This window comes from Alloalcanivorax venustensis ISO4 (assembly GCF_015356855.1).
Classification (GTDB): domain Bacteria; phylum Pseudomonadota; class Gammaproteobacteria; order Pseudomonadales; family Alcanivoracaceae; genus Alloalcanivorax; species Alloalcanivorax venustensis.
This window is the reverse complement of sequence record NZ_ARXR01000008.1, coordinates 74,101-94,613: the sequence shown is the minus strand read 5'-3', so window position 1 is coordinate 94,613 and position 20,513 is coordinate 74,101. Positions and strand designations below refer to the sequence as shown.

Sequence of the window (20,513 nt, the reverse complement as noted above, 5' to 3'; positions counted from 1 at the left end):
ATCTCCTGCAACAAAACTGTATTTTAAATGATAACAATGTCCGCTTCGGGATACGCGGCCATCCATTTACGACAACTCTTCTTTGCAACTAACCAAGCGGCCGTGGACACAGCAATCAAATCGGAATCGCTTCGGTTATCGGTAACAACAGCACAATTTATGGCACTTAATGATAACCCCAGAAGAAGTTCGACATGGCGTCTCTTTTCTCCAGTTAAGTCGGTAGCAATGTGGCCGGTACACCAGTGATTAGACCATGAGAGCTTAGAAGCGACCATGTCTACTGACATTTGTTCAGCGATTGCTTCAATAACGATATCTAAGCTATTAGATACCAAGATGGGCTTCCAGCCTTCCTTGCGCATTCTCTCCACAAAAGAGTGGATAGGCCTTATTTCGTACTTTTTTAGATGTAGAACGTATAAACGCGATGAATTTTGCAAGGATGACCTTGCCTCTCCTTTAAGTGAGAAAATAGACAAATCTCTATGGATATCTTTTTTGATGACTTTACCAATTAAAACCATCGCATAAACCAGTGGATTCCTTTCTCCACTAATGAGGTTCAAGAAAAATTTCCTCAACCGATTGCCAACAATATCGTGGTGGAACTTCACAAAATCGGCAGTAGTATTTTGATTATATAATGTGCCGCATACGTCGACGCATAGAACATTGTGATCACTCGGCCCTGGATTAAATTCCTCGATAGATATCGTCATATTTGTTCACCGCCAAGTTCATATCGAAATAGTTTTTTGAGCTCATCCGAACATCATCACGGGGGAAGAATGAGACTTTCAGCATCTTATTAACGAACTCGTTCAGTTCATGCTCATCCAAGCTCTCTAGAACGTATCCATTCTTAAAATCCTCTATTATCTCTTTTATATCACCGACCCCCGTGCATGAAATAACTGGCAATCCACATGACAAATATTCACCAACCTTGGTTGCGGAAACGCCCAAACTAGAAAAAGATTGCAGCCTAAAAGATAACCCTATATCTGCTGCGTTGAGTAAAACAGGCACTTGATTATGAGGCGTTCTTCTGCAAATTAGGTCGTCCTCGTTAATATCGATGCCTATAGCAGCAGCATCGACCACATGGGCTTTGGACTCATGCGATCCAATAAACAAGAGCTTCGGAAGAAGACCCGCATTCTTCATTTTAGCATACAACTGGTATACTATATCGACGCGATACAAGGGTCCAGCAGACCCTAAGTAAGCTAATACTATTTCGTTCTCCTTGAAGCCTAACTCCGCCCTCTTTCTCAGTCTTTCTTTTTTATCAACGCAGAAAACATCTTGATCCACACTACAAGGGATTACCTTGAGCATCGCTCCATCATAGGACGGATGCGTTCGTATCACTTCTTCTGCATCATGAGTTAATACGATAATATAACTAGCTTTTCGTATAGCCTCTCTTTCCAAAAACCTAAAAATAAAAATTATTATGCGCCAACATATTTTTTTTTCGTCCCACAAGCCGCTTTCTAAACGTTCATCAATCCAAAATCCACGCATATCAAAAACAAACGGGATTTTATAAAAAAAATTTGCTAGCAAAACTGCGACAAGCGGCATATAACTTCTACAGTGCAGAAAGTCGGGGCGGACCGTTCTGCATAATTTAAAAACCTTAGAAATCAGAAAGATTGGAGAAAATAGCTTCGCTACTAAATTTTTTTTTGTAAAGATAGGTTCGTAACTAGAAAGCGAATCGGTGATTCTTGTATTTAACTCATCTACGTAAGCATCTTCTTCCCAATTTCGTTCTACTGAAATGCACCCAATCCGATGCCCTTTCCTCGAAAGCCCTTCCAGATAGGGCAAGATCTGGGCGGCACCTATATGGTCGGTGAGGCCGTTGTTGGTAACAAATATGACTCTTTTACTCATAAGAAACCTAAAAATCTACTGTGCGCAAAGCGCCGTGAGTATATAAATCGTCTAGTTTACGAATGTAACTTTCAATAGAGAAACTCAGTTGGGCTTGTGTTTTTGCTCGTCGTCCCATACTTTGAAGTCTGTCCGGCCAGCAGGCATGGGCTTGGTGCAGATGATGTGTCAAGGTCTCAACTGAAACATCGGGCACTACCCACCCGTTAATTCCATCCTGTATGAAATCGGCCACTCCCGCATTCGCCGGTACCACAACCGGGATCCCGCATAGCATAGCCTCCGCAATCGCTATCCCAAAAGCTTCTGTTAGAGATGGCTGCACGTACACACTTGATTGAGATAGTCTCGATGTCGGATTTCTTAAAGATCCAAAAAGCGTTACATTTTTCTCTAGACCTCTTTTTATTACCATTTCTCTAATCTTGCTTTCCAATGAGCCGCTACCGATGATCCAGAGCTCAGAAGATTTCACAGACAACGAAAACCTAGCAAAGGCTTCTATCAACGCTCCGACATTTTTTACGGGTTCGAGCCTAGCTATCACGCAAATACGGAAGACGTCGGAACTTAAAGGCTCACCGGGCATGCTTCTAAGATAGACCGGATTATAAATATAACCTATTTTTTTTTCGTGAATAGGGAACTCTGCACGCAGATAATCTGCCACTGAGCGGGATATTCCTAACATCGTCGTGGAAAGAAAAAGGATCATACGCAGAAGAAAACGAATTTTTTTTGAAGTCTTTTCCATACCTATGAACTCCGCGATGCGAGTATCGACCCCGGAAAGCAGGGCTGCAGGCATAGAGTGAATCATTGCGTGAACGCCGTGGGCATGTACAGCCAGCGGAGATATCTTCCTAAATAGCAGAAACAATCTCAAAACCGTCATTAGACGGTATGTATACGGTCGGCCAGAAGAAACAAAGAAAACACTTGAATGTCTACATGCCGAACTCTTTTTTAAAGCCACCCCACCTACCGAAATAAACACATGCGTATATGAAGACTTTCCTGAATTTTCGGAAAGCATTTCGAGCCGACGCTCCAACCCCCCTAATTGGGTGGATGATATAACATGTACAATAGTCTCCTGCATGAACTCTCAAGTGCCTCGTGAAAGAAATAAAATCAATAAGTTGACTTAACCTAAAGGGTTAAAGTGTAACGCAGCATTAATAAAACAGTTCTGACAGAAGGTCGGCATAGATTTTAAAACCTGTACTTTTCTTAATTTTTGTTATTTGTTATAACCTGTTCATACCTGTTGATAAAGCCACTTACGAAGTTTTAAGCTTTGTTACCGGCTCCGCACCCGCTCACAAAATTGATCTTCAATCCAGTTTCATCGCCGACAGCACCAGTAATAGAATTATATTGTTGTACACAGAACCGATGTGCCAAGACAATCGTAAACGATAGTCCAGTGCTACCTACCGTTGTAAAAACTTTTATACCAGCTCACAAAGTTGGCCACACCGATTTCGACTGAAGTTTTTGCTTTATACCCTACAGCCTTTTTCAGTTCGGTGCTGTCTGCAAAAGTATCCGGAGCATCGCCTGGCTGGAGCGGGAGTAGCTCTTTCTGAGCTTTAATTCCCAGAGATGACTCTATCGCTTCAATGTAGGCACTCAGCTTTACCGGGTTATTATTTCCGATATTGAACAAGCGAAACGGGGCGTTACTACTAGCGGGGTCGGGGTCGCCACTTGACCAATCAGGATTGTGGGCCGCGATGTCGTCGCTAGCCCGCAGCACCCCTTCGACGATATCATCCACATAGGTAAAATCACGGGTATGGTTACCGTGGTTGAAAACGGGAATCGGTTCGCCTGCGAGAATCTTCTGGGTGAACTTAAATAACGCCATATCGGGCCGGCCCCATGGGCCGTAGACCGTAAAGAATCGCAGCCCGGTGGTGGGCAAACCGAACAGATGACTATAGCTGTGTGCCATCATTTCGTTGGCCTTTTTTGTTGCTGCGTAGAACTGCAAAGGGTGGTTCGCGCCGTCGTGCTCGGAAAACGGCATCTTGGTATTGGCGCCATAGACGCTGCTGGTGCTGGCATAGGTAAGATGTGGCGTCGCGGCGTACCTACAGGCCTCAATGATGTTAGTGAAGGCGACAATATTGCTGCGCACGTAGCTGTGAGGATTTTCCAACGAATAGCGAACACCCGCTTGAGCCGCCAAATGAATGACTCGGTCAAACTTGTGTGCTTTGAAGCAGTCATCAACCACTGTTTGCTCCGCCAGATCTCCGCGAACAAACTCATACCGACCTTCCGACTGGGCAGCGGTCGTATCCAGCTCTTTCAGCCGGGCCTCTTTAAGGCTCGTGTCGTAGTAATCATTGACGTTATCTATACCGACCACATCGTCGCCTCGCTTAAGTAATCGTTGGGCGGTGTGGAAGCCGATAAAGCCGGCGCAACCTGTCACAAGTACTTTCATTGTCTACCTTCCAGTTCAATGGTCTCGTCCATGCACATGCTTCAGATCCGCACTGCCATCTTCACCAGACGGGGCAGCAACGGCAATAAACTTCAACTCGCCTGTGATACCGCCCCTTTTCATCGGTGCTAAAGTGCAGTCCTTAGACCGCCACTTTCTCCTTAACCAGACTTTCCAGGTCCGGCTCCTCATGGGGATCCCTCCGGTGGAGACGTCCAACCTTATCCAGATCGACGTCGACACAGATGACATCATGATCAACCTGTGTCACTACAACGCATTGTATCTAAGCGACGTAGCCCGTACCCAAAACACCTCTATCATTGAGCAAGTCCCAAATTGGGTGCTATAATTCCTAGTTTCACGAGAGCTGTAATCAACCCACGATCGCCGCCTCAGGTCTCCACCTTTCTTGGCGTGACTCACTGACCAACGCCCTTTTAATGCAGTTATCAGCATTCACGATCTTGATCTGTCCGGGTCAGTAGCGCATGGCGCGCAACATAGTGAGCTTTAGGGCTATGGGGCTGGGAGATCACGCTTTGCCTTTGGGTGTCAACATTTGACAGCCGACAAGAACAGGGCGTTGTGGCGCGGGTCGCCGGGCATTGCCCTATTAGATAGTGAACCATGGGCCGCCGATGTATTATAAGGGACCGGCAAAATACAAGTAATGTCATACTTAGCCATGAGTGTCGCTATTCTACTCACGTACAACTCATCCGGATTCCAAATCGACTAAAGCCAATTTTCATTTTTCGACCTGAATTAGATTTATTCCGACACTTTGGTAGTAGGAGTAAACATCTCTAATAGCGTGTTTATAATCATCATTAAGCATGGATTCAGGGATTACGAAACTATCACAAGCCTCGCCCCCCCAAAAGTGGCGCAAATTATTCAAGACGGAAGAGTACGCGGCGGAAATACGAGACGGTCTATAATCCGAAATAGAAAAATAAAGTTCAGCCGCACAGCCTAGACGCTTAATCGACACCCCGAAACGTTCCGATATGATCTTAAGCTTAAAACAGGAATCATCTCGGTGCGGAACATAGACGACTTGGAGGTTAGCCCCTTCATAGTAATCAAATATCTTTTCCAGAAAATTCATTTCGTCGTACAGCGTCATAATACCAGCCTCACTATACTTGGCGCCAAAATAGTAAACCTCGTTGACCACCTTGCTTTCCTTGATGTTTCTCCGAGCAAACTCAAAGGAATGCCTCTTCAGGATTTGGCCGGGCATAGGCTGCAAGTCGAATGCGGTAAATAAATGTATCATTTTTTCCGCAACACGCCGATTGTAAACCGGAGCGTACAAAAACTTTTTTACTAACTCTCGAATACCAAGCGGAGAATTATATGTAGGCCAAAATATCAACCGCGATAGAAAATTATTCTGTACTGACAACGTCGCTGCGCCATCGTCCAGAAGATAAGTTTCAGCAGGGTCTACTGCGCAACGTAGATACAACATCCAGTCAGACCGAAATTCACCCAGATATAAATTCCTTACTTTGCCTCGATATCGCCTCTTCATCTTTAATAACGAAACGATTAATGATAAATGATATTTTAATCCGCTATAGTTAGAAAAGCTTAGCCATGCAAAGTTCTCCCATTTCCCGAAGGAAACAGCCTGTTCAAGATGCGAATAATGAGTTCTCCGGGATGGCGACCCGGGCTTTATGAAAATCACACTGCCAACCTCATCACCATTTACAGCTTTAGCCTCCGCAGCAGAAAGTGCCTGGAGCGGTGATTCGACAACGTACAGATCAATCATCGTTGAGTATTAACTCACATAACTTAAAATCTATGGACGTATCGATATCTAAAGAACGAGAACGAGGCATAACGTACGCCAAAGGCTCTCCCGTAAGGAGCGGGCCGCCAAACTGGATATCGTCCCGATGGCAAATATAGATCGCTCCGTTTAACCTGTAGCGTTTTTTATAATCCTGGGACCTGTGGAGCGCGCTGCTCAATCCTGTTAGGCGACCATTGCTGTCTAATGTCCCGCTCCATTCAATAGGGTGGTCGAGTTCGCATACAGATACGAGCGCTGGGCTCTGGCCGTGAACAAACTGCTTGAAGGCGGCGATGATGTCTTCGGCCTGACGCAGGGGAGACGTCGGCTGCAGCACGACGACAACATCATGCGCTCGGGTTCCTCTAGCTTCTAATTCCTCAAGCGCATGTGCAACGGCATCTGTTGTCGTAGCCGTATCCGAAGCCAAATGATCCGGTCTTTTTAGGGTGATGATGTCGTCATACTTCGATGCCACCGCGAGGATGTGCCCATCATCGCTTGAGACCACGATGTCGTCAAAAACACCCGATTTAATCGCCGCTTCTATCGTCCATGCGATCAGCGGCTTTCCCGCTAAGTCTATTAAATTTTTCCCGGGCAAACGCTTACTTCCGCCTCTAGCGGGTATTAGGGCAATAGCTTTTAAGTCTTTACTCATTAAACAAATCCATGCAGTCGTCCTGGGCCTTCCGGAAATCGGTCATTTGGCCGATATCAAGCCAATATTCATGCACGGGGAACATATTCACCTTGCGGTCTTCGGCTATCTCTTTCTCGAGAAGCGATGGCATGTCGATATGGGTGCTTGGCTCGACGCCGTGGACTAGCTCTGGCTCCAGCAGATAGATTCCAGCATTAACGAAAAAGCGCTGGGTGGGCTTCTCGACCATGGACCGAATATGATGGCCTTCACTTTCTATCACCCCGTAGGGAACCTGATAATCGTATTCACGCACGCCCATCGTGGCGCTAGCGGGGTGCTCCCGATGAAACTCTAGCAAACTATGAACATTAACCGACGTCAGCAGATCGCCATTCATCAGGAACATCGGCATGTCGATTTCATGATGGGGTAGCAGTCCCAACGCGCCGCCGGTTCCCAGAGGCTCTTCCTCATGGATGTACTGGATGCTGACACCCCATTGGCTGCCATCACCGAAGTAATCGCGAATTAATTCAGGCATATAGTGGGTGGAGATAAAGAAACGATGAAAGCCCGCCTGGATGAAATGGTTAAGGATGAGATGCAGGATAGGCTTGCCACCGACCTTGAGCATGGGCTTAGGGCAATCGTTGGTCAGCGGCCGTAGCCGTTTCCCGAAACCGCCCGCCATCAGGAACACCGGGTTGTCATGTAAGGGCTGATTGAGGAGATTGTGGAGGCTTTCCAAACCAACGACTCGCCCCTCAGCATCGAGGATCGGCAACTGCAGTATCTGGCGTTTCTCCATAGTGGCCAGCATACGGTCCTTATTCCAATCAGAAGTGGCCGTCTGCGGGCTAGGGTTCATTACTTCGTCAACAGAGACCGCAAGAGATTGATGGCGAATAAGCGCTCGTCTGATATCACCATCGGTCAGGGTGCCATGTAAGTACCCCTGTGCATCCACGACCAGGGCTATCCTCAGGGCAGCACGATCCAGTGTCTGGATTGCCTGCTCAAGCGGGGTGCCCGGTGCCACGATAGTATCTTTCCAGTGCTTCATGGGGTGTTCTTCTTCCTCTTAAGCTCGACAGGCGGTCTCGGCGGCTGACCTGTGAGCTGATAGTGGGCCGGCAAATCAGAAAGCACGGTGGTTCCAGCGCCCACCACCGCGCCCTGCCCTAGCTTAATGCCCTGAATGACCACGGCGCCGGGGCCGATATGGCAACCGTCGGCAACCTTCACATTTCCAGAGAGCACAGAGCCGGGAGCAACGTGCACATGATCACCAATCACACTTTCATGGTCGATCCGGGCGCCGGTGTTAAGAATAACGTCATTACCGATATGGGTATCCGCTTGTATGATGGCGCCGGCCATGATCTGTACACCGTCGCCCAATTCAACACCGGAGCCCACGATAGCGCTGGGATGAACCAGCGTGATGAAACGATACCCTTTTCCCTTGAATCGCTGGTGTAAGCGGTGTCGCAGATGACTATTCGGCAAGCTGCCTAGACCGTTAGCGAGTGCGATGCTGTTTGGCTGGTGTTCTTCGATCACCTCGTCGTCGCCTAGCACCGATAATCCTCTCCACTGGGAAGTGCTCCTATTAGCAAGCTCTGGATCACAGACGCCCAGGACTTCATGATCAAGAGCATGGAGCAGATCGAGTACGACTTTGGCGTGCCCTCCGGCACCCAGAAGAATGATCGGCACCTGTTTCACAAAGCATCCCCGGGCTCATAGTCTTGAGTCGCCACCTGACCCAGGCGATCCCAGAACGCTATGGCTAGCTCACCCTGTCCAGCACGCGCCGTAGTAAGATTATCCTTGGTGAAAGGTTCCCCCCGTCGAATCGGCGCTGCGGCAACGAGATTCTGCCTGGCGGCTTGACGGGTATCCCATTCACTCAACTGCGGCACCTTCTGGCCGTCTCCAAGGGCCTGGGCGATGGAACGGATGTCTTGGACCATGCGTGTCAGTTCATCGGGCTCCAGCGACGCCCTATGGTCCGGACCAGGGAGCTCACGATCAAGGGTGAAGTGCTTCTCGATTATCGTCGCACCCCGCGCCACGGCGGCTACAGGAATCAGCGTGCCTTCCGTGTGGTCGGAATAGCCGACCGGTAGCCGAAATACTTCGGCGAGAGTGTCCATGGCCTTTAGGTTGACCTCGTCAATAGGCGTGGGGTATTGAGAGGTACAGTGCAGCAGGCTGACACGTCCCAACAAGGCGGCGCGCGCTTCCGGATTGCTCCAGTACTGCCAAACTTCACGCAACGAGGCCGGAGGCTTGTCCTGGCTAAGGCCGTGACAGACCACCGCCAAGCCCTGTTCAACCTCAGAGAGCGTCGCCATGCCCGTGGAGATGACTAGCCGTCTGCCAGTTTGCGCAAAGGCCCAGAGCAACGGGCCGTTGGTCAGCTCACCAGAGGGCACTTTGTAGAACGGAAGATCCAGAGTTTCCAGAAACGCCAGGCTCTGGGTCTCAAAAGCCGTGGATAGAAATTCAATGCCCCGCCGGTGCGCATGGGCCTGCAGCGGTGCATGCCACTCAAGAGGTAGCTCAAGAGGTTCAAGCATCTCAAGCTGGCTCTGGCTCGCCTCGGTCGTCCGCTGCTGATAGGCAGCCTTGGGAGCAGTCAATGCAGCCAGCCGCTTGGCATTAAAGGTCTGGAACTTTACGGCGTCAGCACCGGCGCGGGCCGCCGCATCGACTAGCTCGAAAGCCCGCTGCCGATCACCGTTATGGTTAACTCCGGCTTCGGCGATGACGTAAACGGCGGGACTGGATGTCATAGGGCGGCGCTCACTGACAGGTCATGAAAAGACTTAAGTGTATTGAGGGGTTGGGTAACAAGTGCCTCGATGATCTGCTCGGCGGCATGCCCCTGGCCATAAGGGTTGGAGGCGTGGCGGCACTTATCTCTGAACGACGGAGCGAGCACCCGACGCACGCCAGCGTCGATAGCCGCCTCTTCAGCCGCACAGTGCAGGACAGAGTCTGCCGCCAGTCGACCACTCTGGCGCTGCCCAATGTTGACCGTCGGCACACCAAAGCTGGGCACTTCTATTAAGCCACTGGAGGAATTACCGACAACAGCGTCGGCCTCGGCGACCGCTGAGAGGTAACGCTGAAACCCCAACGAAGGAACGGCCAACACCCGCTCCGGCTGCCGGGCTGCGTAGGCCTCTAACAAGGGGACGATAGCGCGGCCGCCATTGTCGGCATTGGGGTAGGTCAGGATGATCTTATGATCAGGCCAACGATCGAGTGCGCCCAACAGCGCCCGGAAGCTCTCGACTGGAGGTTCGTCGGCCAGGGTCACCGGATGGTAGGTGACAAGCAGATATGGCGCATCTAGAGAAAAGTTCAGGCTCTTGGCGAGAACCTGGCGGGTCATCCGTGGTGACCGGGTGAGATGATCCAACCCCAGCGCGCCGACATTGAGTACTCGCTCCGGCCTTTCCCCCATTTGAATCACTCGCTGGCGATAGGGTTCCGCAGCCACGCAGTGCAGACTAGCCATTTTGGTGATCGCATGCCGGATAGCATCGTCATAGGCGCCCTCGGTCACTTCCCCCCCATGTAGATGCACGATGGGGATATTCATAACAAGCGCGGTTTGAGCTGCGGCCAAGGCCTCAAAACGATCACCGAGGATCACCAAGGCATCTGGCGCCAGACGTTCCAACGCATCGGCTATGCCGATCACGCCCAACCCCATGGACTTCGCGATGCCAACACGGCTGTCCGATGAGAGCAGCATTTCCACTTTAGCGTCGATGGTAAAACCGTCATCGATAATTGCCTCCCAGGTACTGCCGAACTCAGGCGACAGGTGCACGGCGCCGGCCACTAACCGGAGCTCAAGTTCGGGATGGCTTTGAATATCCTTCATTAGCCAGTACAGCAGGCCATATTCAGCCCTGGTACCAGTAAACACGGCAATTCGGCGCATCAGGCTTCCTCCTCAGCATGGTCGCGTACACTGCTGGGTAGGTTGACGATACGAGCTTCCAGCCACAGAGCATTAGGTAGCTCACCGGCAGGCGCGTCAGCATACATCGGCAAGCGAGTCATCAACTGCCAAATCGGGCGTGTCATGATGCCCTCCTCGTTGGTCACCTGAAGTAGCCGATCGCGTGCGGCCCGGTCCGGGCAAACCAATGCATTAAGCCAATAGTTGCTACGACACCCTTGTGGTTCGCTGAAGAAGGCGAACTCGCTTCCCGACAGGCACGCAGCATAACCGGCGGCCAGCTCACGCTTCTCGGCAACGTAGGCGTCCAGTTGTTCCAACTGGGCACAACCGAGGGCGGCATTGAGGTTGGGAAGTCGGTAGTTGTAGCCCAGCTCATCATGCACATATTCGTAGCTGTGTGGTTGCTTAGCGGTAGTAGTGAGGTGCTTGGCCCGCTCGCCCAGCGCCTCATCGGCCAGAAGCATACCCCCGCCCCCGGTTGTAATGATCTTGTTGCCATTGAAGCTGAGAGCGCCCAGGTCACCGAAGGTACCGGTATGTCGGTCGTGATAGGTGCTACCCAGAGACTCGGCGGCATCTTCCACCAGAGGCAGTCCCCAGTCACTACAGACACGCAGTAAACCATTAATATCCGCAGGATGGCCAAAGGTATGCATCGGCAAACAAGCCCGGATGGCACGGTCGTCCTCACACCTGCGGCATTGGCCAGCATCATCACGATACGCGTTTTCGGCCAACCAGGCCTCCACTGCCATGGGTGACAAGCCCAAAGTATTGCGATCCACATCGACGAAGATCGGCATCGCCCCACAGTAGGCAATTGCGTTGCACGTCGCGACAAAGGTCAAGGGCTGCGTGATTACATAATCGCCTTGCCCCACACCCACTAAGCGCAGCGCCACATGAAGCGCCGCAGTGCCGTTAACCGTGGCGACTGCACGCGGACTACCGGTATAGGCTGCCATGTCCTGTTCGAAGCGATCAACAAAGGCGCCCACGCTGGAAACAAAAGTGGAGTCGATGGTCTCTCCCACATAGGACTTCTCGTTACCGCGGAACACCGGGGCGTGCAGGGGAACAAATTTCGCGCTGCGGTAGTGATCGCGGACGAACTCGATGAGCGGTTGCAGCATGGGCTCTCACACGTTGTAGAGATCGGCCTTGTATTTAGCCAATTGATGGGGCTGGGTAAACCAGTCGATGGTCTTCTGTAAGCCGGCGCGGATATCATGCTGGGGAGCAAACCCCGTCAACTCACGGATCTTGGCATTATCACCCCACAACCGGAAAACTTCTGACTTACCGGGACGCAGGCGCTGCTCGTCGGTAATGAACTCAACCTCGCTACCCATAAGCTCGCGGATAATATTCAAAGTCTCACCCACGGAAATCTCATAATTGGAAGCAATATTGACGGTCTGACCCACAGCGGCATCGCAGTTGGCAAGCGCGAGAAACCCTTGGCAGGTATCCTCCACATAATTGAAGTCGCGAGTGGGTGACGCATCTCCCAGTTTAATCTGTTTCATTCCACTAGCGATCTGACTAATAATCGTTGGAATCACCGCCCGAGCGGACTGACGAGGTCCATAGGTGTTAAAAGGTCGGGCCACTGTCACGGGCAAATCAAAAGCATTATAGAAACTCATCGCCATCGCATCAGCGGCTATCTTCGAAGCGCTATAAGGAGATTGTGGCTGTAGTGGATGGGCTTCATCAATCGGCACATACTGAGCCGTACCGTACACTTCGCTTGTCGAAGTATGAATAATCCGCTTAACACCATTCTCAAGGGCAGCCTGACATATGTTCAGCGTTCCTTTGATATTGGTATCAACATAGCTGTCCGGCGCCACATAGGAATATGGAATGGCGATCAGAGCCGCCAAATGATAGATGACATCGACATCCTTGGTGATATGCTTGCAATAGTGTGGGTCACGGACATCACCGTTAAGCACCTCAACGGCGTCCAAACAACTTATGTCCTCTAGCCAGCCCCAATAGTTGAAGGAATTATACTGGGAAAGAGCTTTGACGCTGAAACCCTCATTCACTAGGCACTCGGTTAAATGCGAGCCAATAAAGCCGTCTGCCCCAGTAATCAAAACTTTTTTATTTGCCATCGACTCACCTAGATATTTGCATAGTTACTAGCCGGCATCGCGATTACCTCCTAAAGAGAAATCGCCAGCTTCAAGATAGCGAACCATAATTGCTAATTTCACAAGATCTACTGAATCCTGCGCTCGTTTGTGTATAGAAGCTTCCCGTAAGAGTTCCGACGGCAAACCACTCTGAGATCGCGACACCTCACATTCAACCAACTTCATGAGCCCCCTATACCAAGACGAGGCTAGCCATCTAGGGTAATTTAAGCCGTCGGTTCTAACCTTCAAACGGATCTTGCTCTTCACGCGAGCAAATCTACCCAACTTTTGGCCGTCGTTTCTCCAGACTTTCCCGCTTTGGTCTGGAAAGCTCAACAATTCGGGGAAAAAGCCTTCAAACAACGCAGACTGGACCTTTCGATCATAAAAAATATGCTCCGGCCAACGCTTCGATTCTTCCGTTATAAAAGGGTGGTATATGTACTGAAACTCACCGGCCATGCTCATGGATTCGAATGCACCGGCAGGTGATGTCTTATTAAGATAAAGCTGATGCAAAGTCCTAAAAGAAGAAAAGTTATCGCCATTTGGTATGGCTACTTGTATACATTCCTTTAGATTGGAAATGTAGTCTTTATCATCACATTCAGATGAAAACCCTCTAAAAAAAATTTTTCTAGCATAGTTTTCAACGGGGTCTCCATCGATCTCGGCAAGATCTCGCCAGGCATTATTATCATTCGCAATAACGAACGAGTTACCGCCAGTGAGTATAATATCGCCATGAAAACCTTCGAACCCTGCATTCTTATGGAAGTTAGCAGGTCCGAACGGATTAACGTGAATATCGCGGATCAACCTACCCCAAGGATCGCCTTCGTCAAAATTAATCTTCTTATTTTCAAGATTAAAATGCTTAGACACGAGATCAGAAGATAACTCGGACTGACTTAAAAACCCACGCGGTCTCGCCTCGGAAACAATATAGCCTTTAACAGGGAGGCCGACCCTCTCCGCATAGGCTGGAATTAGCCGTGAATCTAAGCCGCCACTGTTACCAAACCAAACATCAGATGGCCCACATACTCCTTTGATGTACTCGAACGTTTTGTGAATTGCTTTATCAAGCTGATGCGCAGCCACAACTTCGTCTATACCATGATCCGGATCTTGCTTCATCGTTAATGATTGGGTGAGCTTATAGTTGGCTCCGCGGTCAAAAATCTCTAGCTTGCTGCCGGCCGGAAGTAAAAAAACGCCTTCGAGAAGAGTTCGACTTGGGGGAGTCAATCTACGATATAAACGTAACTGACGAATTGATTCATAACATATATCCGCAGACGACTTTTTCGCTTTCTTCGCGACATCCCAAAACACCGTGCCGACTACAACCCTTCCTGGGCCCACGGTGAAGTACAGAGGTCTCTGGCCCAGTGAATCGTTTTTAATAGTTATAGTGTCTACTTTATCATCTAAAAATATGTAATTATACACTCCCGTGACCGGATCGCTGGAGCGCGGATCTATAGAGGATACCGGCTCCTTCACCCAACCATCCAGAAGGATCGAACCTCCCGGAACATCGATTTCTTCCACTTTCCCTGTCGTGTGAGCCCTTCGGACCCCGTTATCATAGGTGAACTCCGCGATAAACATCGCCGCTCCAATCAGAATTTTTTAAGATAATGTATTCCGAGCGATACCTTTTTTGCTATTAACGACATATCAGCTTTAAAGCGCTGCTCAATTGAACTAGCGTCAAGAAAGGCAATATCACTTATTATGGGCGCCCCTAAAGAAATACGTAACGTCGCACGCCAATCATCGTTCCCGAAAGGATAGCAATTTACCGGCTGACCTAGGTGGACTACCGTCTTTAAAGTTTCTCTATCTTCTTCTTCACACTCTTCGCTCTCAAAACAACTGTACAGATATTTGTAGATTCTCCGAGCGTCGTCAGACGTCAACGGATCTACGTTATTGATGTCTCGTAGCTCTACAGTGTAAATCATTTCTCTTTCAAGTGGATCGGATGGCCCAGACGCCGTTTTTACTGCCGGGACGGCTGGTGCGACTTGCTTGATAAACAGATACGTTTCGCACATCCAAGCAACAGCATTTTGGAAAGCATCAACGACTTTCGCAACCCGGCTGGAGGGTATACCAAAGAACCGTTCCATCTCATAGAGCGCCGACTCCCATCTCAAAACCAAGCCGAAATTCAATGCTTCACTTAGTATGGAGGCTTCGCTTTGGTAACAATCAGGCCATTCGGCCTTCGTGAAAAACTCAGCCAGCCCACCAGGCAGCATTTTCCCTTTAATCCTGGCATCGTAGCTGTCCGGAATCAGAAGGGCACCACTGAACGGCGCGCCGCCGAAGAACTTCGATCCTGTAAACAACACGAGGGCGCCCCAGGAGAGATAATTCGCCAATACGTCCTTTGAAGTTCTTCCCTGGCAGGCATCCACAACTAAATCTACCTGCCCTCTCTTGCTCTCAAGCGCCTCTTTAACATCGTCCCAATCTGGTAAGATTAGACCTGTTTTGCTTCTGTGTACTATATGAATAAGCGGACGCATGTTTCGGCCGAGCGCGAAATCAACCTGAGCAACTAGATCATCCAGTACTTCTTTAGATGTCCTTGGGTTGCCGGCATCGGAGCGAACACTTACTTCGCTTAAAGAAATATCTTCCTCAAGAAAACCTGGCACCATCTCACCAACTTTTACTTGGGTGCCCATCACCGTTTGGCTTTTACAGTATTTGCCTTGTGCTACGTAACGAATCCCACTGCCGACTTCATCCACACCCAGTACTATATTGTGAACCTTTCTTTCCCTAGAAAAACCAGCCAGCGCGAGAACTGCCAGCTCAAGGTCGGTGCCAGAAGGACCGAAGACAACCCTAACCGCAGGAGGCAAATTTAAAACATTAAGTAGCCGCCGACGAAATTCATTGTGCTTATTAAAGTATATGGTTCGAAGATCATCCGCTTTAGCGCTTTGCTGAAGGCCGCGATGCATAGCAGAAACGTGACTAAAGGCCGCGGTTGATATACTACTCGCCGTAGAATAAGAGTAGCTCAGTCTGAATCCGGGCACAGACGAACACCCATAATTGTTGTAACCGTTTTCGAGGTCAACATCCAATCTATCATCGCCACCTGACGCTATTAGCGTATCAGTTGGTGCTTCTAACGGCGGAAAAGTTTCACATCGATTATTATCTTTCATACTCTCCTCGGTGGGAGCTAAAAGGCACACAATACGCTTAACTTTGAAGGAAGAACAAGGCACCCAAGGCTCATTGATGGTTGGCCATTCTTTCGAATATCGAACTTCTCTTTATCAGCTCATCGTAGGACCCACTGTCAAGAACTCTCCCGCTTTCCAAGAGATATATGTGATCACATTTTTTAACAGTCGTTAGCCGGTGTGCGATCATAACGATCGTTTTCTTTCCTGATAACTCATGTATACCATCCATAATGCGTTTTTCTGTTATTCCATCTAACGCACTAGTGGCTTCATCTAATATCAGAACCTCAGCGTCGTAGTATAAAGCACGCGCTATACCTATTCTTTGGCGCTGGCCTCCAGAGAGCTGCACCCCACGTTCGCCGACCCTAGTGTCGAGTCCATCTGGAAGACTGGATATCAGTTCATCGAGATGCGCCGTAGTGACGGCCTGACGAATACGATTATTATCTATTTGATCGGATGGCAGTCCAAAAGCTATGTTTTCACGGATACTACTATCTGCGAGAAAGATTGACTGGGGGACAAAACCCAAGCTGTTCTGCCAAGCGCGGATGCTATCAGTATCCAAGGGGAGGCCATCCACCAACATTTGCCCGGAGGAAGGCGAAATCAAACCAAGCAACATATCAATCGCAGTCGATTTACCAGAGCCAGATGCTCCAACCAGCCCTATTATACGATTCGCTGGTATTGTTAACGTCAAACCTTTAAGAGCCGGCTCGGTCTTCCCAGGGTACGTAAAAAAGACATTAGCAATCTCTATACTATCGTTAGGACTCCATTCTTTGGGCCGCTCTCTCTCCTCGTCCGAAGCTCTGGTTAAGGGCATCGTCGCACTAGCACGCAGGTCGTCACGAAGGTTTTCAAAGGCAGCCATATTGCCTCTGATCTGAGATACACCCGTATAAATTTGTTGGAACGCTGGCAACAACTTGAAACCTGCTAGTGCATAGACCGAAAGGATTGGCAATATTGCGCCGAGATCGCCTTCATATACTGCAAGCAAATACAGAATTAGAAATATAATACTTCCAAATGCCACCAGCTCCATAGCATAACGAGGAACCTGGCTCATAGCTTGATTTTTACCTTGCGCCTTCGCAAGACGCCGACTAGCGGCCTCGAAACGCTGTGTGAAAATTAGCTGCCTTCCCAGCAACAAGGCATCTTTGATGCCGCCAAATCCCTCGCCCATCAATTTGAATCGAAATCTCTGAGCATCCGTAACTGTCCGGCCATTTGCCATTAATCGGCGGCGCACCGTTCTATAGAGTAACAAATAAGCTATGGAAAACACCAAAATTCCGGTCATCGCCACAATCGGATTATATATGAAAATGGCTAGCGCCATGAACATGACCATGAAAATCTTAGCATTCATTTGCATTAAAGGGCTAATGATAGTGTTTGTTACTCTTTGGCACTCTTGAGCGATTTGGTTTGTGAGTTGGCTGCTACTCCCACCAGCATGAAAAAGCCAGGACTGGTGCATATAGTGTTTAAAAAGTCTGCTGCTGAGCTCCGCCCCAACCTGCGCCCCATACATAGATAAGCGCCAAATCGTTGTCATCGAAATCGTCGCCGCGACAGCGAGCACTAATAGAACGCCTATACCAAGCCAGAAGAGGAATGTGCGATGGTCGGAGATGCCAGAAAAATTATATAGCTGAGCTATTAGACCCTCACCCTCCAACTGGGACATGTCCCCAACCAAGGTCATGAATGGGCCTATTGCTACGACTCCGGCTATCTCAGCAAATGACATTAATACTACTAAAACCTGCAATCGCAAAAGCTTTCTTCGCTGTTCGCGAGTGAGCAAAGAATAAAGCTCTCTGATTTGACTCAACATTTATACGACTTCTAAAAGTAATATCATAACTATTGATAATCTGTTAACAGTGGGACGCATACCAAAGCATAGCCTTGGACAATCCACTACGAACATCATGCACTGGCCTATAATCGAGATTCACCCTCGCCTTCTCTATATTCGCCTGGGAATGACGCACATCGCCTGGTCGAAACTTGCTATACCTTGGAGCTTCGTCATACCACTTGTTCACGCTACCCAGTTCATGACAAATTAATCCAAACAGTTCTGTTAATGTGGTGCGAGCGCTGTACGCGACGTTGTAAACTTGGTTTTTACTTGCGCCGCTCGCCGTGGCTGCAAGCAAATTAATTTGAATGGCATTATCTATGTAGCAAAAATCTCTGCTCGTCTCTCCATCACCATGAATGCTTACTGCTTCTCCCCTTATCATTGCGGCCACCCATTTTGGGATTACGGCTGCGTAAGCGCCATTAGGGTCTTGGCGCGGCCCAAACACGTTAAAGTAGCGCAGGCCGATGGTGTTGAAGCCGTAGGTACGGGCAAAGACGCTGGCGTATAGCTCATTCACGTACTTGGTTACTGCATAGGGTGACAGCGGATTACCAATCTTGTCTTCAACTTTGGGCAAATCCGGCTGATCGCCGTAGGTGGAACTGGAGGCGGCATAGGTAAAGCTGCTGACCTCTTCGTCTTTAGCGGCCACCAGCATATTCAGGAAGCCGTCGATATTGGCCTGATTCGTGGCGATGGGGTCCTCGATAGAGCGCGGCACGGAGCCAAGTGCGGCCTGGTGAAGCACATAGTCTATCCCCTTTACGGCTTCACGGCAGTCATCCAGGTTGCGAATGTCGCCTTCGATGAAGCTGAAGCGAGCCCATTGCTGTTCGGAGACCAGGGTTTGGACTTCGTCCAGGTTGTGTTGGTAACCGGTGGCGAAGTTGTCCAGGCCTACTACTGTCTGGTCCAGTTTTAGCAGGGTTTCCAGCAGATTGGAGCCGATGAAGCCGGCCACGCCGGTGATCAGCCAGGTTTTGGGGTTGGCTTGGAGGTCGGCTTTTACTTCGTCGTAGCGGGTCATTTTCTTCCAGTTTGGTAGTGACTTCTAGCATTCGCGGGCTGGGCCCGCTCCCACAAAGGCCCGTACCCACAAGTTCGCTCCCACACAGAGAGGTAGTCCATACCCCTACAGGCGGAGGTCGACGGCTTCTTTGGGTAGCACGTACTTCAGGTCGTAGAGCACGTGCGGGTCGCGGCCCAGCTGGCGGATCTCACTGGCGGGCATCGCCTTGAACTCGTTGTGGGCCACGGCCAGGACGATGCCATCGTAGCTGGCCACCATCGGTTTTTCGATGGATTGGATGCCGTATTCCCGGTAGGCCTCGTCCGGGTTGATCCAGGGGTCGTAGACGTCGACGGTGACGTTGTAGTCCTGGAGTTCGCGGATCACGTCGATCACCCGGGTATTGCGCAGGTCCGGGCAATTTTCCTTGAAGGTCAGGCCCATTACCAGCACATGGGCGCCGTTGACCTGGATGCAGCGGTCCAGCATGGCCTTGACCAGCTCGCTGGCCACGAAGCGGCCCATGCCGTCGTTGATGCGCCGCCCGGAGAGAATCACCTCAGGGTGGTAGCCCACCGCCTGGGCTTTGTGGGTCAGGTAGTACGGGTCCACGCCGATGCAGTGGCCACCCACCAGGCCGGGGCGGAACGGCAGGAAATTCCACTTGGTGCCGGCGGCTTCCAGTACTTCCTGGGTGTCGATGTTCATGCGCTTGAAGATCATCGCCAGTTCGTTGATCAGAGCGATATTCAAGTCCCTCTGGGTGTTCTCGATCACCTTGGCGGCTTCCGCCACCTTGATGCTGGAGGCTCGGTGGGTGCCGGCGGTGATCACGGAGGCATAGAGGCGGTCCACGGTGTCCGCCACTTCCGGGGTGGAGCCGGCGGTGACCTTCATGATGTCGGTGACGCGGTGGAGCTTATCGCCCGGGTTGATGCGCTCCGGGCTGTAGCCGGCGTAGAAGTCCTGGTTGAAGGTGAGGCCGGAGACCCGCTCCAGCACCGGCACGCAGTGCTCCTCGGTGGCGCCGGGGAACACCGTGGACTCGTAAATCACGATGTTGCCGGGCTTGAGGGTCTTGCCGATGGTCTCGGACGCCTTGATCAGCGGCGTCAGATCCGGCTGGCGGTGCTCGTCGATGGGCGTGGGCACCGTGACGATGTAGACGTTACAGCCGTCCAGGGCCATCGGATCGTCGCTGAACGCCAGGCCCTCCGAGGCGGCCAGCTCCGCGTCGCTGAGCTCCCGGGTAAAGTCGTGCCCTTCGCGCAGATTGCGGATACGGTCGCGGTTTACGTCAAAGCCCACCACCGGGCGGTGCTTGCCGAACTCCGCGGCCAGGGGCAGGCCCACATAACCGAGGCCGATCACGGCCAGTTTGATGTCTTCCAGGGAGGGGTGGGTCATTCTTTCAGTACCTTGCTTTTTG

Annotated in this window: 17 protein-coding genes; all 17 read right to left on the bottom strand. The window is 50.3% G+C overall.

Annotated elements, in window-relative coordinates; translation table 11 throughout:
• Window positions 1-23 precede the first annotated feature (23 nt).
• On the bottom strand, window positions 24-722 hold the full coding sequence (locus ISO4_RS07020; protein ID WP_194855670.1) for a haloacid dehalogenase-like hydrolase: 699 nt from the start codon (window positions 720-722) through the stop codon (window positions 24-26).
• Window positions 697-1,908 (bottom strand): glycosyltransferase, encoded by a 1,212-nt coding sequence (locus ISO4_RS07015; RefSeq protein ID WP_194855669.1) that lies wholly within the window; start codon window positions 1,906-1,908, stop codon window positions 697-699. Before ISO4_RS07015 ends, ISO4_RS07020 begins: the two co-directional genes overlap by 26 nt.
• A 7-nt stretch (window positions 1,909-1,915) precedes the next feature.
• A complete protein-coding gene (locus tag ISO4_RS07010; RefSeq protein ID WP_194855668.1) occupies window positions 1,916-3,010 on the bottom strand; it encodes a glycosyltransferase in 1,095 nt (364 codons plus the stop codon).
• Between the two features lie 330 nt (window positions 3,011-3,340).
• Window positions 3,341-4,366: an NAD-dependent epimerase gene (locus tag ISO4_RS07005; protein WP_194855667.1), complete on the bottom strand. Its 1,026-nt coding sequence runs from the start codon at window positions 4,364-4,366 to the stop codon at window positions 3,341-3,343.
• Between the two features lie 751 nt (window positions 4,367-5,117).
• Window positions 5,118-6,155, bottom strand: coding sequence for a polysialyltransferase family glycosyltransferase (locus ISO4_RS06995; RefSeq protein WP_194855665.1), 1,038 nt, complete (start codon window positions 6,153-6,155; stop codon window positions 5,118-5,120).
• Window positions 6,148-6,840, bottom strand: coding sequence for an acylneuraminate cytidylyltransferase family protein (locus ISO4_RS06990; protein ID WP_194855664.1), 693 nt, complete (start codon window positions 6,838-6,840; stop codon window positions 6,148-6,150). The genes ISO4_RS06995 and ISO4_RS06990 overlap by 8 nt, the downstream gene beginning before the upstream one ends.
• A complete protein-coding gene (locus tag ISO4_RS06985; protein WP_194855663.1) occupies window positions 6,833-7,888 on the bottom strand; it encodes a nucleotidyltransferase family protein in 1,056 nt (351 codons plus the stop codon). The genes ISO4_RS06990 and ISO4_RS06985 overlap by 8 nt, the downstream gene beginning before the upstream one ends.
• Entirely contained in the window at window positions 7,885-8,553 is a 669-nt protein-coding gene (locus tag ISO4_RS06980; protein WP_194855662.1) for an acetyltransferase, read from the bottom strand. The genes ISO4_RS06985 and ISO4_RS06980 overlap by 4 nt, the downstream gene beginning before the upstream one ends.
• On the bottom strand, window positions 8,550-9,626 hold the full coding sequence (gene neuB, locus ISO4_RS06975) for an N-acetylneuraminate synthase (protein WP_194855661.1): 1,077 nt from the start codon (window positions 9,624-9,626) through the stop codon (window positions 8,550-8,552). The genes ISO4_RS06980 and neuB overlap by 4 nt, the downstream gene beginning before the upstream one ends.
• Window positions 9,623-10,789 carry a UDP-N-acetylglucosamine 2-epimerase gene (neuC, locus tag ISO4_RS06970; RefSeq protein ID WP_194855660.1) on the bottom strand — a complete coding sequence of 389 codons (1,167 nt, stop codon included), beginning with the start codon at window positions 10,787-10,789 and terminating at the stop codon, window positions 9,623-9,625. The genes neuB and neuC overlap by 4 nt, the downstream gene beginning before the upstream one ends.
• Window positions 10,789-11,946 carry a LegC family aminotransferase gene (locus tag ISO4_RS06965; RefSeq protein WP_194855659.1) on the bottom strand — a complete coding sequence of 386 codons (1,158 nt, stop codon included), beginning with the start codon at window positions 11,944-11,946 and terminating at the stop codon, window positions 10,789-10,791. The genes neuC and ISO4_RS06965 overlap by 1 nt, the downstream gene beginning before the upstream one ends.
• A 6-nt stretch (window positions 11,947-11,952) precedes the next feature.
• Entirely contained in the window at window positions 11,953-12,939 is a 987-nt protein-coding gene (locus ISO4_RS06960; RefSeq protein ID WP_194855658.1) for an NAD-dependent 4,6-dehydratase LegB, read from the bottom strand.
• Window positions 12,940-12,966: 27 nt separating this feature from the next.
• Window positions 12,967-14,520, bottom strand: coding sequence for an asparagine synthetase B family protein (locus ISO4_RS06955; RefSeq protein WP_194855657.1), 1,554 nt, complete (start codon window positions 14,518-14,520; stop codon window positions 12,967-12,969).
• 71 nt (window positions 14,521-14,591) lie between these two features.
• Window positions 14,592-16,160 (bottom strand): hypothetical protein, encoded by a 1,569-nt coding sequence (locus ISO4_RS06950; RefSeq protein ID WP_194855656.1) that lies wholly within the window; start codon window positions 16,158-16,160, stop codon window positions 14,592-14,594.
• A 70-nt stretch (window positions 16,161-16,230) separates the two neighbouring features.
• On the bottom strand, window positions 16,231-18,039 hold the full coding sequence (locus ISO4_RS06945) for an ABC transporter ATP-binding protein (RefSeq protein ID WP_194855655.1): 1,809 nt from the start codon (window positions 18,037-18,039) through the stop codon (window positions 16,231-16,233).
• Between the two features lie 43 nt (window positions 18,040-18,082).
• Window positions 18,083-19,102 carry an NAD-dependent epimerase/dehydratase family protein gene (locus ISO4_RS06940; protein ID WP_194855654.1) on the bottom strand — a complete coding sequence of 340 codons (1,020 nt, stop codon included), beginning with the start codon at window positions 19,100-19,102 and terminating at the stop codon, window positions 18,083-18,085.
• A 105-nt stretch (window positions 19,103-19,207) separates the two neighbouring features.
• A complete protein-coding gene (tviB, locus tag ISO4_RS06935; RefSeq protein WP_194855653.1) occupies window positions 19,208-20,491 on the bottom strand; it encodes a Vi polysaccharide biosynthesis UDP-N-acetylglucosamine C-6 dehydrogenase TviB in 1,284 nt (427 codons plus the stop codon).
• Window positions 20,492-20,513 lie beyond the last annotated feature (22 nt).

Excerpts from the sequence above, each read along its gene's own strand:
- ISO4_RS07010 (WP_194855668.1), bottom strand. The coding sequence starts at position 3,010 with ATGCAGGAGACTATTGTACATGTTATATCATCCACCCAATTAGGGGGG.
- ISO4_RS06965 (WP_194855659.1), bottom strand. The coding sequence starts at position 11,946 with ATGCTGCAACCGCTCATCGAGTTCGTCCGCGATCACTACCGCAGCGCG.
- ISO4_RS07005 (WP_194855667.1), bottom strand. The coding sequence starts at position 4,366 with ATGAAAGTACTTGTGACAGGTTGCGCCGGCTTTATCGGCTTCCACACC.
- ISO4_RS07015 (WP_194855669.1), bottom strand. The coding sequence starts at position 1,908 with ATGAGTAAAAGAGTCATATTTGTTACCAACAACGGCCTCACCGACCAT.
- neuB (WP_194855661.1), bottom strand. The coding sequence starts at position 9,626 with ATGACATCCAGTCCCGCCGTTTACGTCATCGCCGAAGCCGGAGTTAAC.
- tviB (WP_194855653.1), bottom strand. The coding sequence starts at position 20,491 with ATGACCCACCCCTCCCTGGAAGACATCAAACTGGCCGTGATCGGCCTC.
- ISO4_RS06950 (WP_194855656.1), bottom strand. The coding sequence starts at position 16,160 with ATGAAAGATAATAATCGATGTGAAACTTTTCCGCCGTTAGAAGCACCA.
- ISO4_RS06985 (WP_194855663.1), bottom strand. The coding sequence starts at position 7,888 with ATGAAGCACTGGAAAGATACTATCGTGGCACCGGGCACCCCGCTTGAG.
- ISO4_RS06960 (WP_194855658.1), bottom strand. The coding sequence starts at position 12,939 with ATGGCAAATAAAAAAGTTTTGATTACTGGGGCAGACGGCTTTATTGGC.
- ISO4_RS06945 (WP_194855655.1), bottom strand. The coding sequence starts at position 18,039 with ATGTTGAGTCAAATCAGAGAGCTTTATTCTTTGCTCACTCGCGAACAG.
- ISO4_RS06940 (WP_194855654.1), bottom strand. The coding sequence starts at position 19,102 with ATGACCCGCTACGACGAAGTAAAAGCCGACCTCCAAGCCAACCCCAAA.
- ISO4_RS06990 (WP_194855664.1), bottom strand. The coding sequence starts at position 6,840 with ATGAGTAAAGACTTAAAAGCTATTGCCCTAATACCCGCTAGAGGCGGA.
- neuC (WP_194855660.1), bottom strand. The coding sequence starts at position 10,789 with ATGCGCCGAATTGCCGTGTTTACTGGTACCAGGGCTGAATATGGCCTG.
- ISO4_RS06995 (WP_194855665.1), bottom strand. The coding sequence starts at position 6,155 with ATGATTGATCTGTACGTTGTCGAATCACCGCTCCAGGCACTTTCTGCT.
- ISO4_RS07020 (WP_194855670.1), bottom strand. The coding sequence starts at position 722 with ATGACGATATCTATCGAGGAATTTAATCCAGGGCCGAGTGATCACAAT.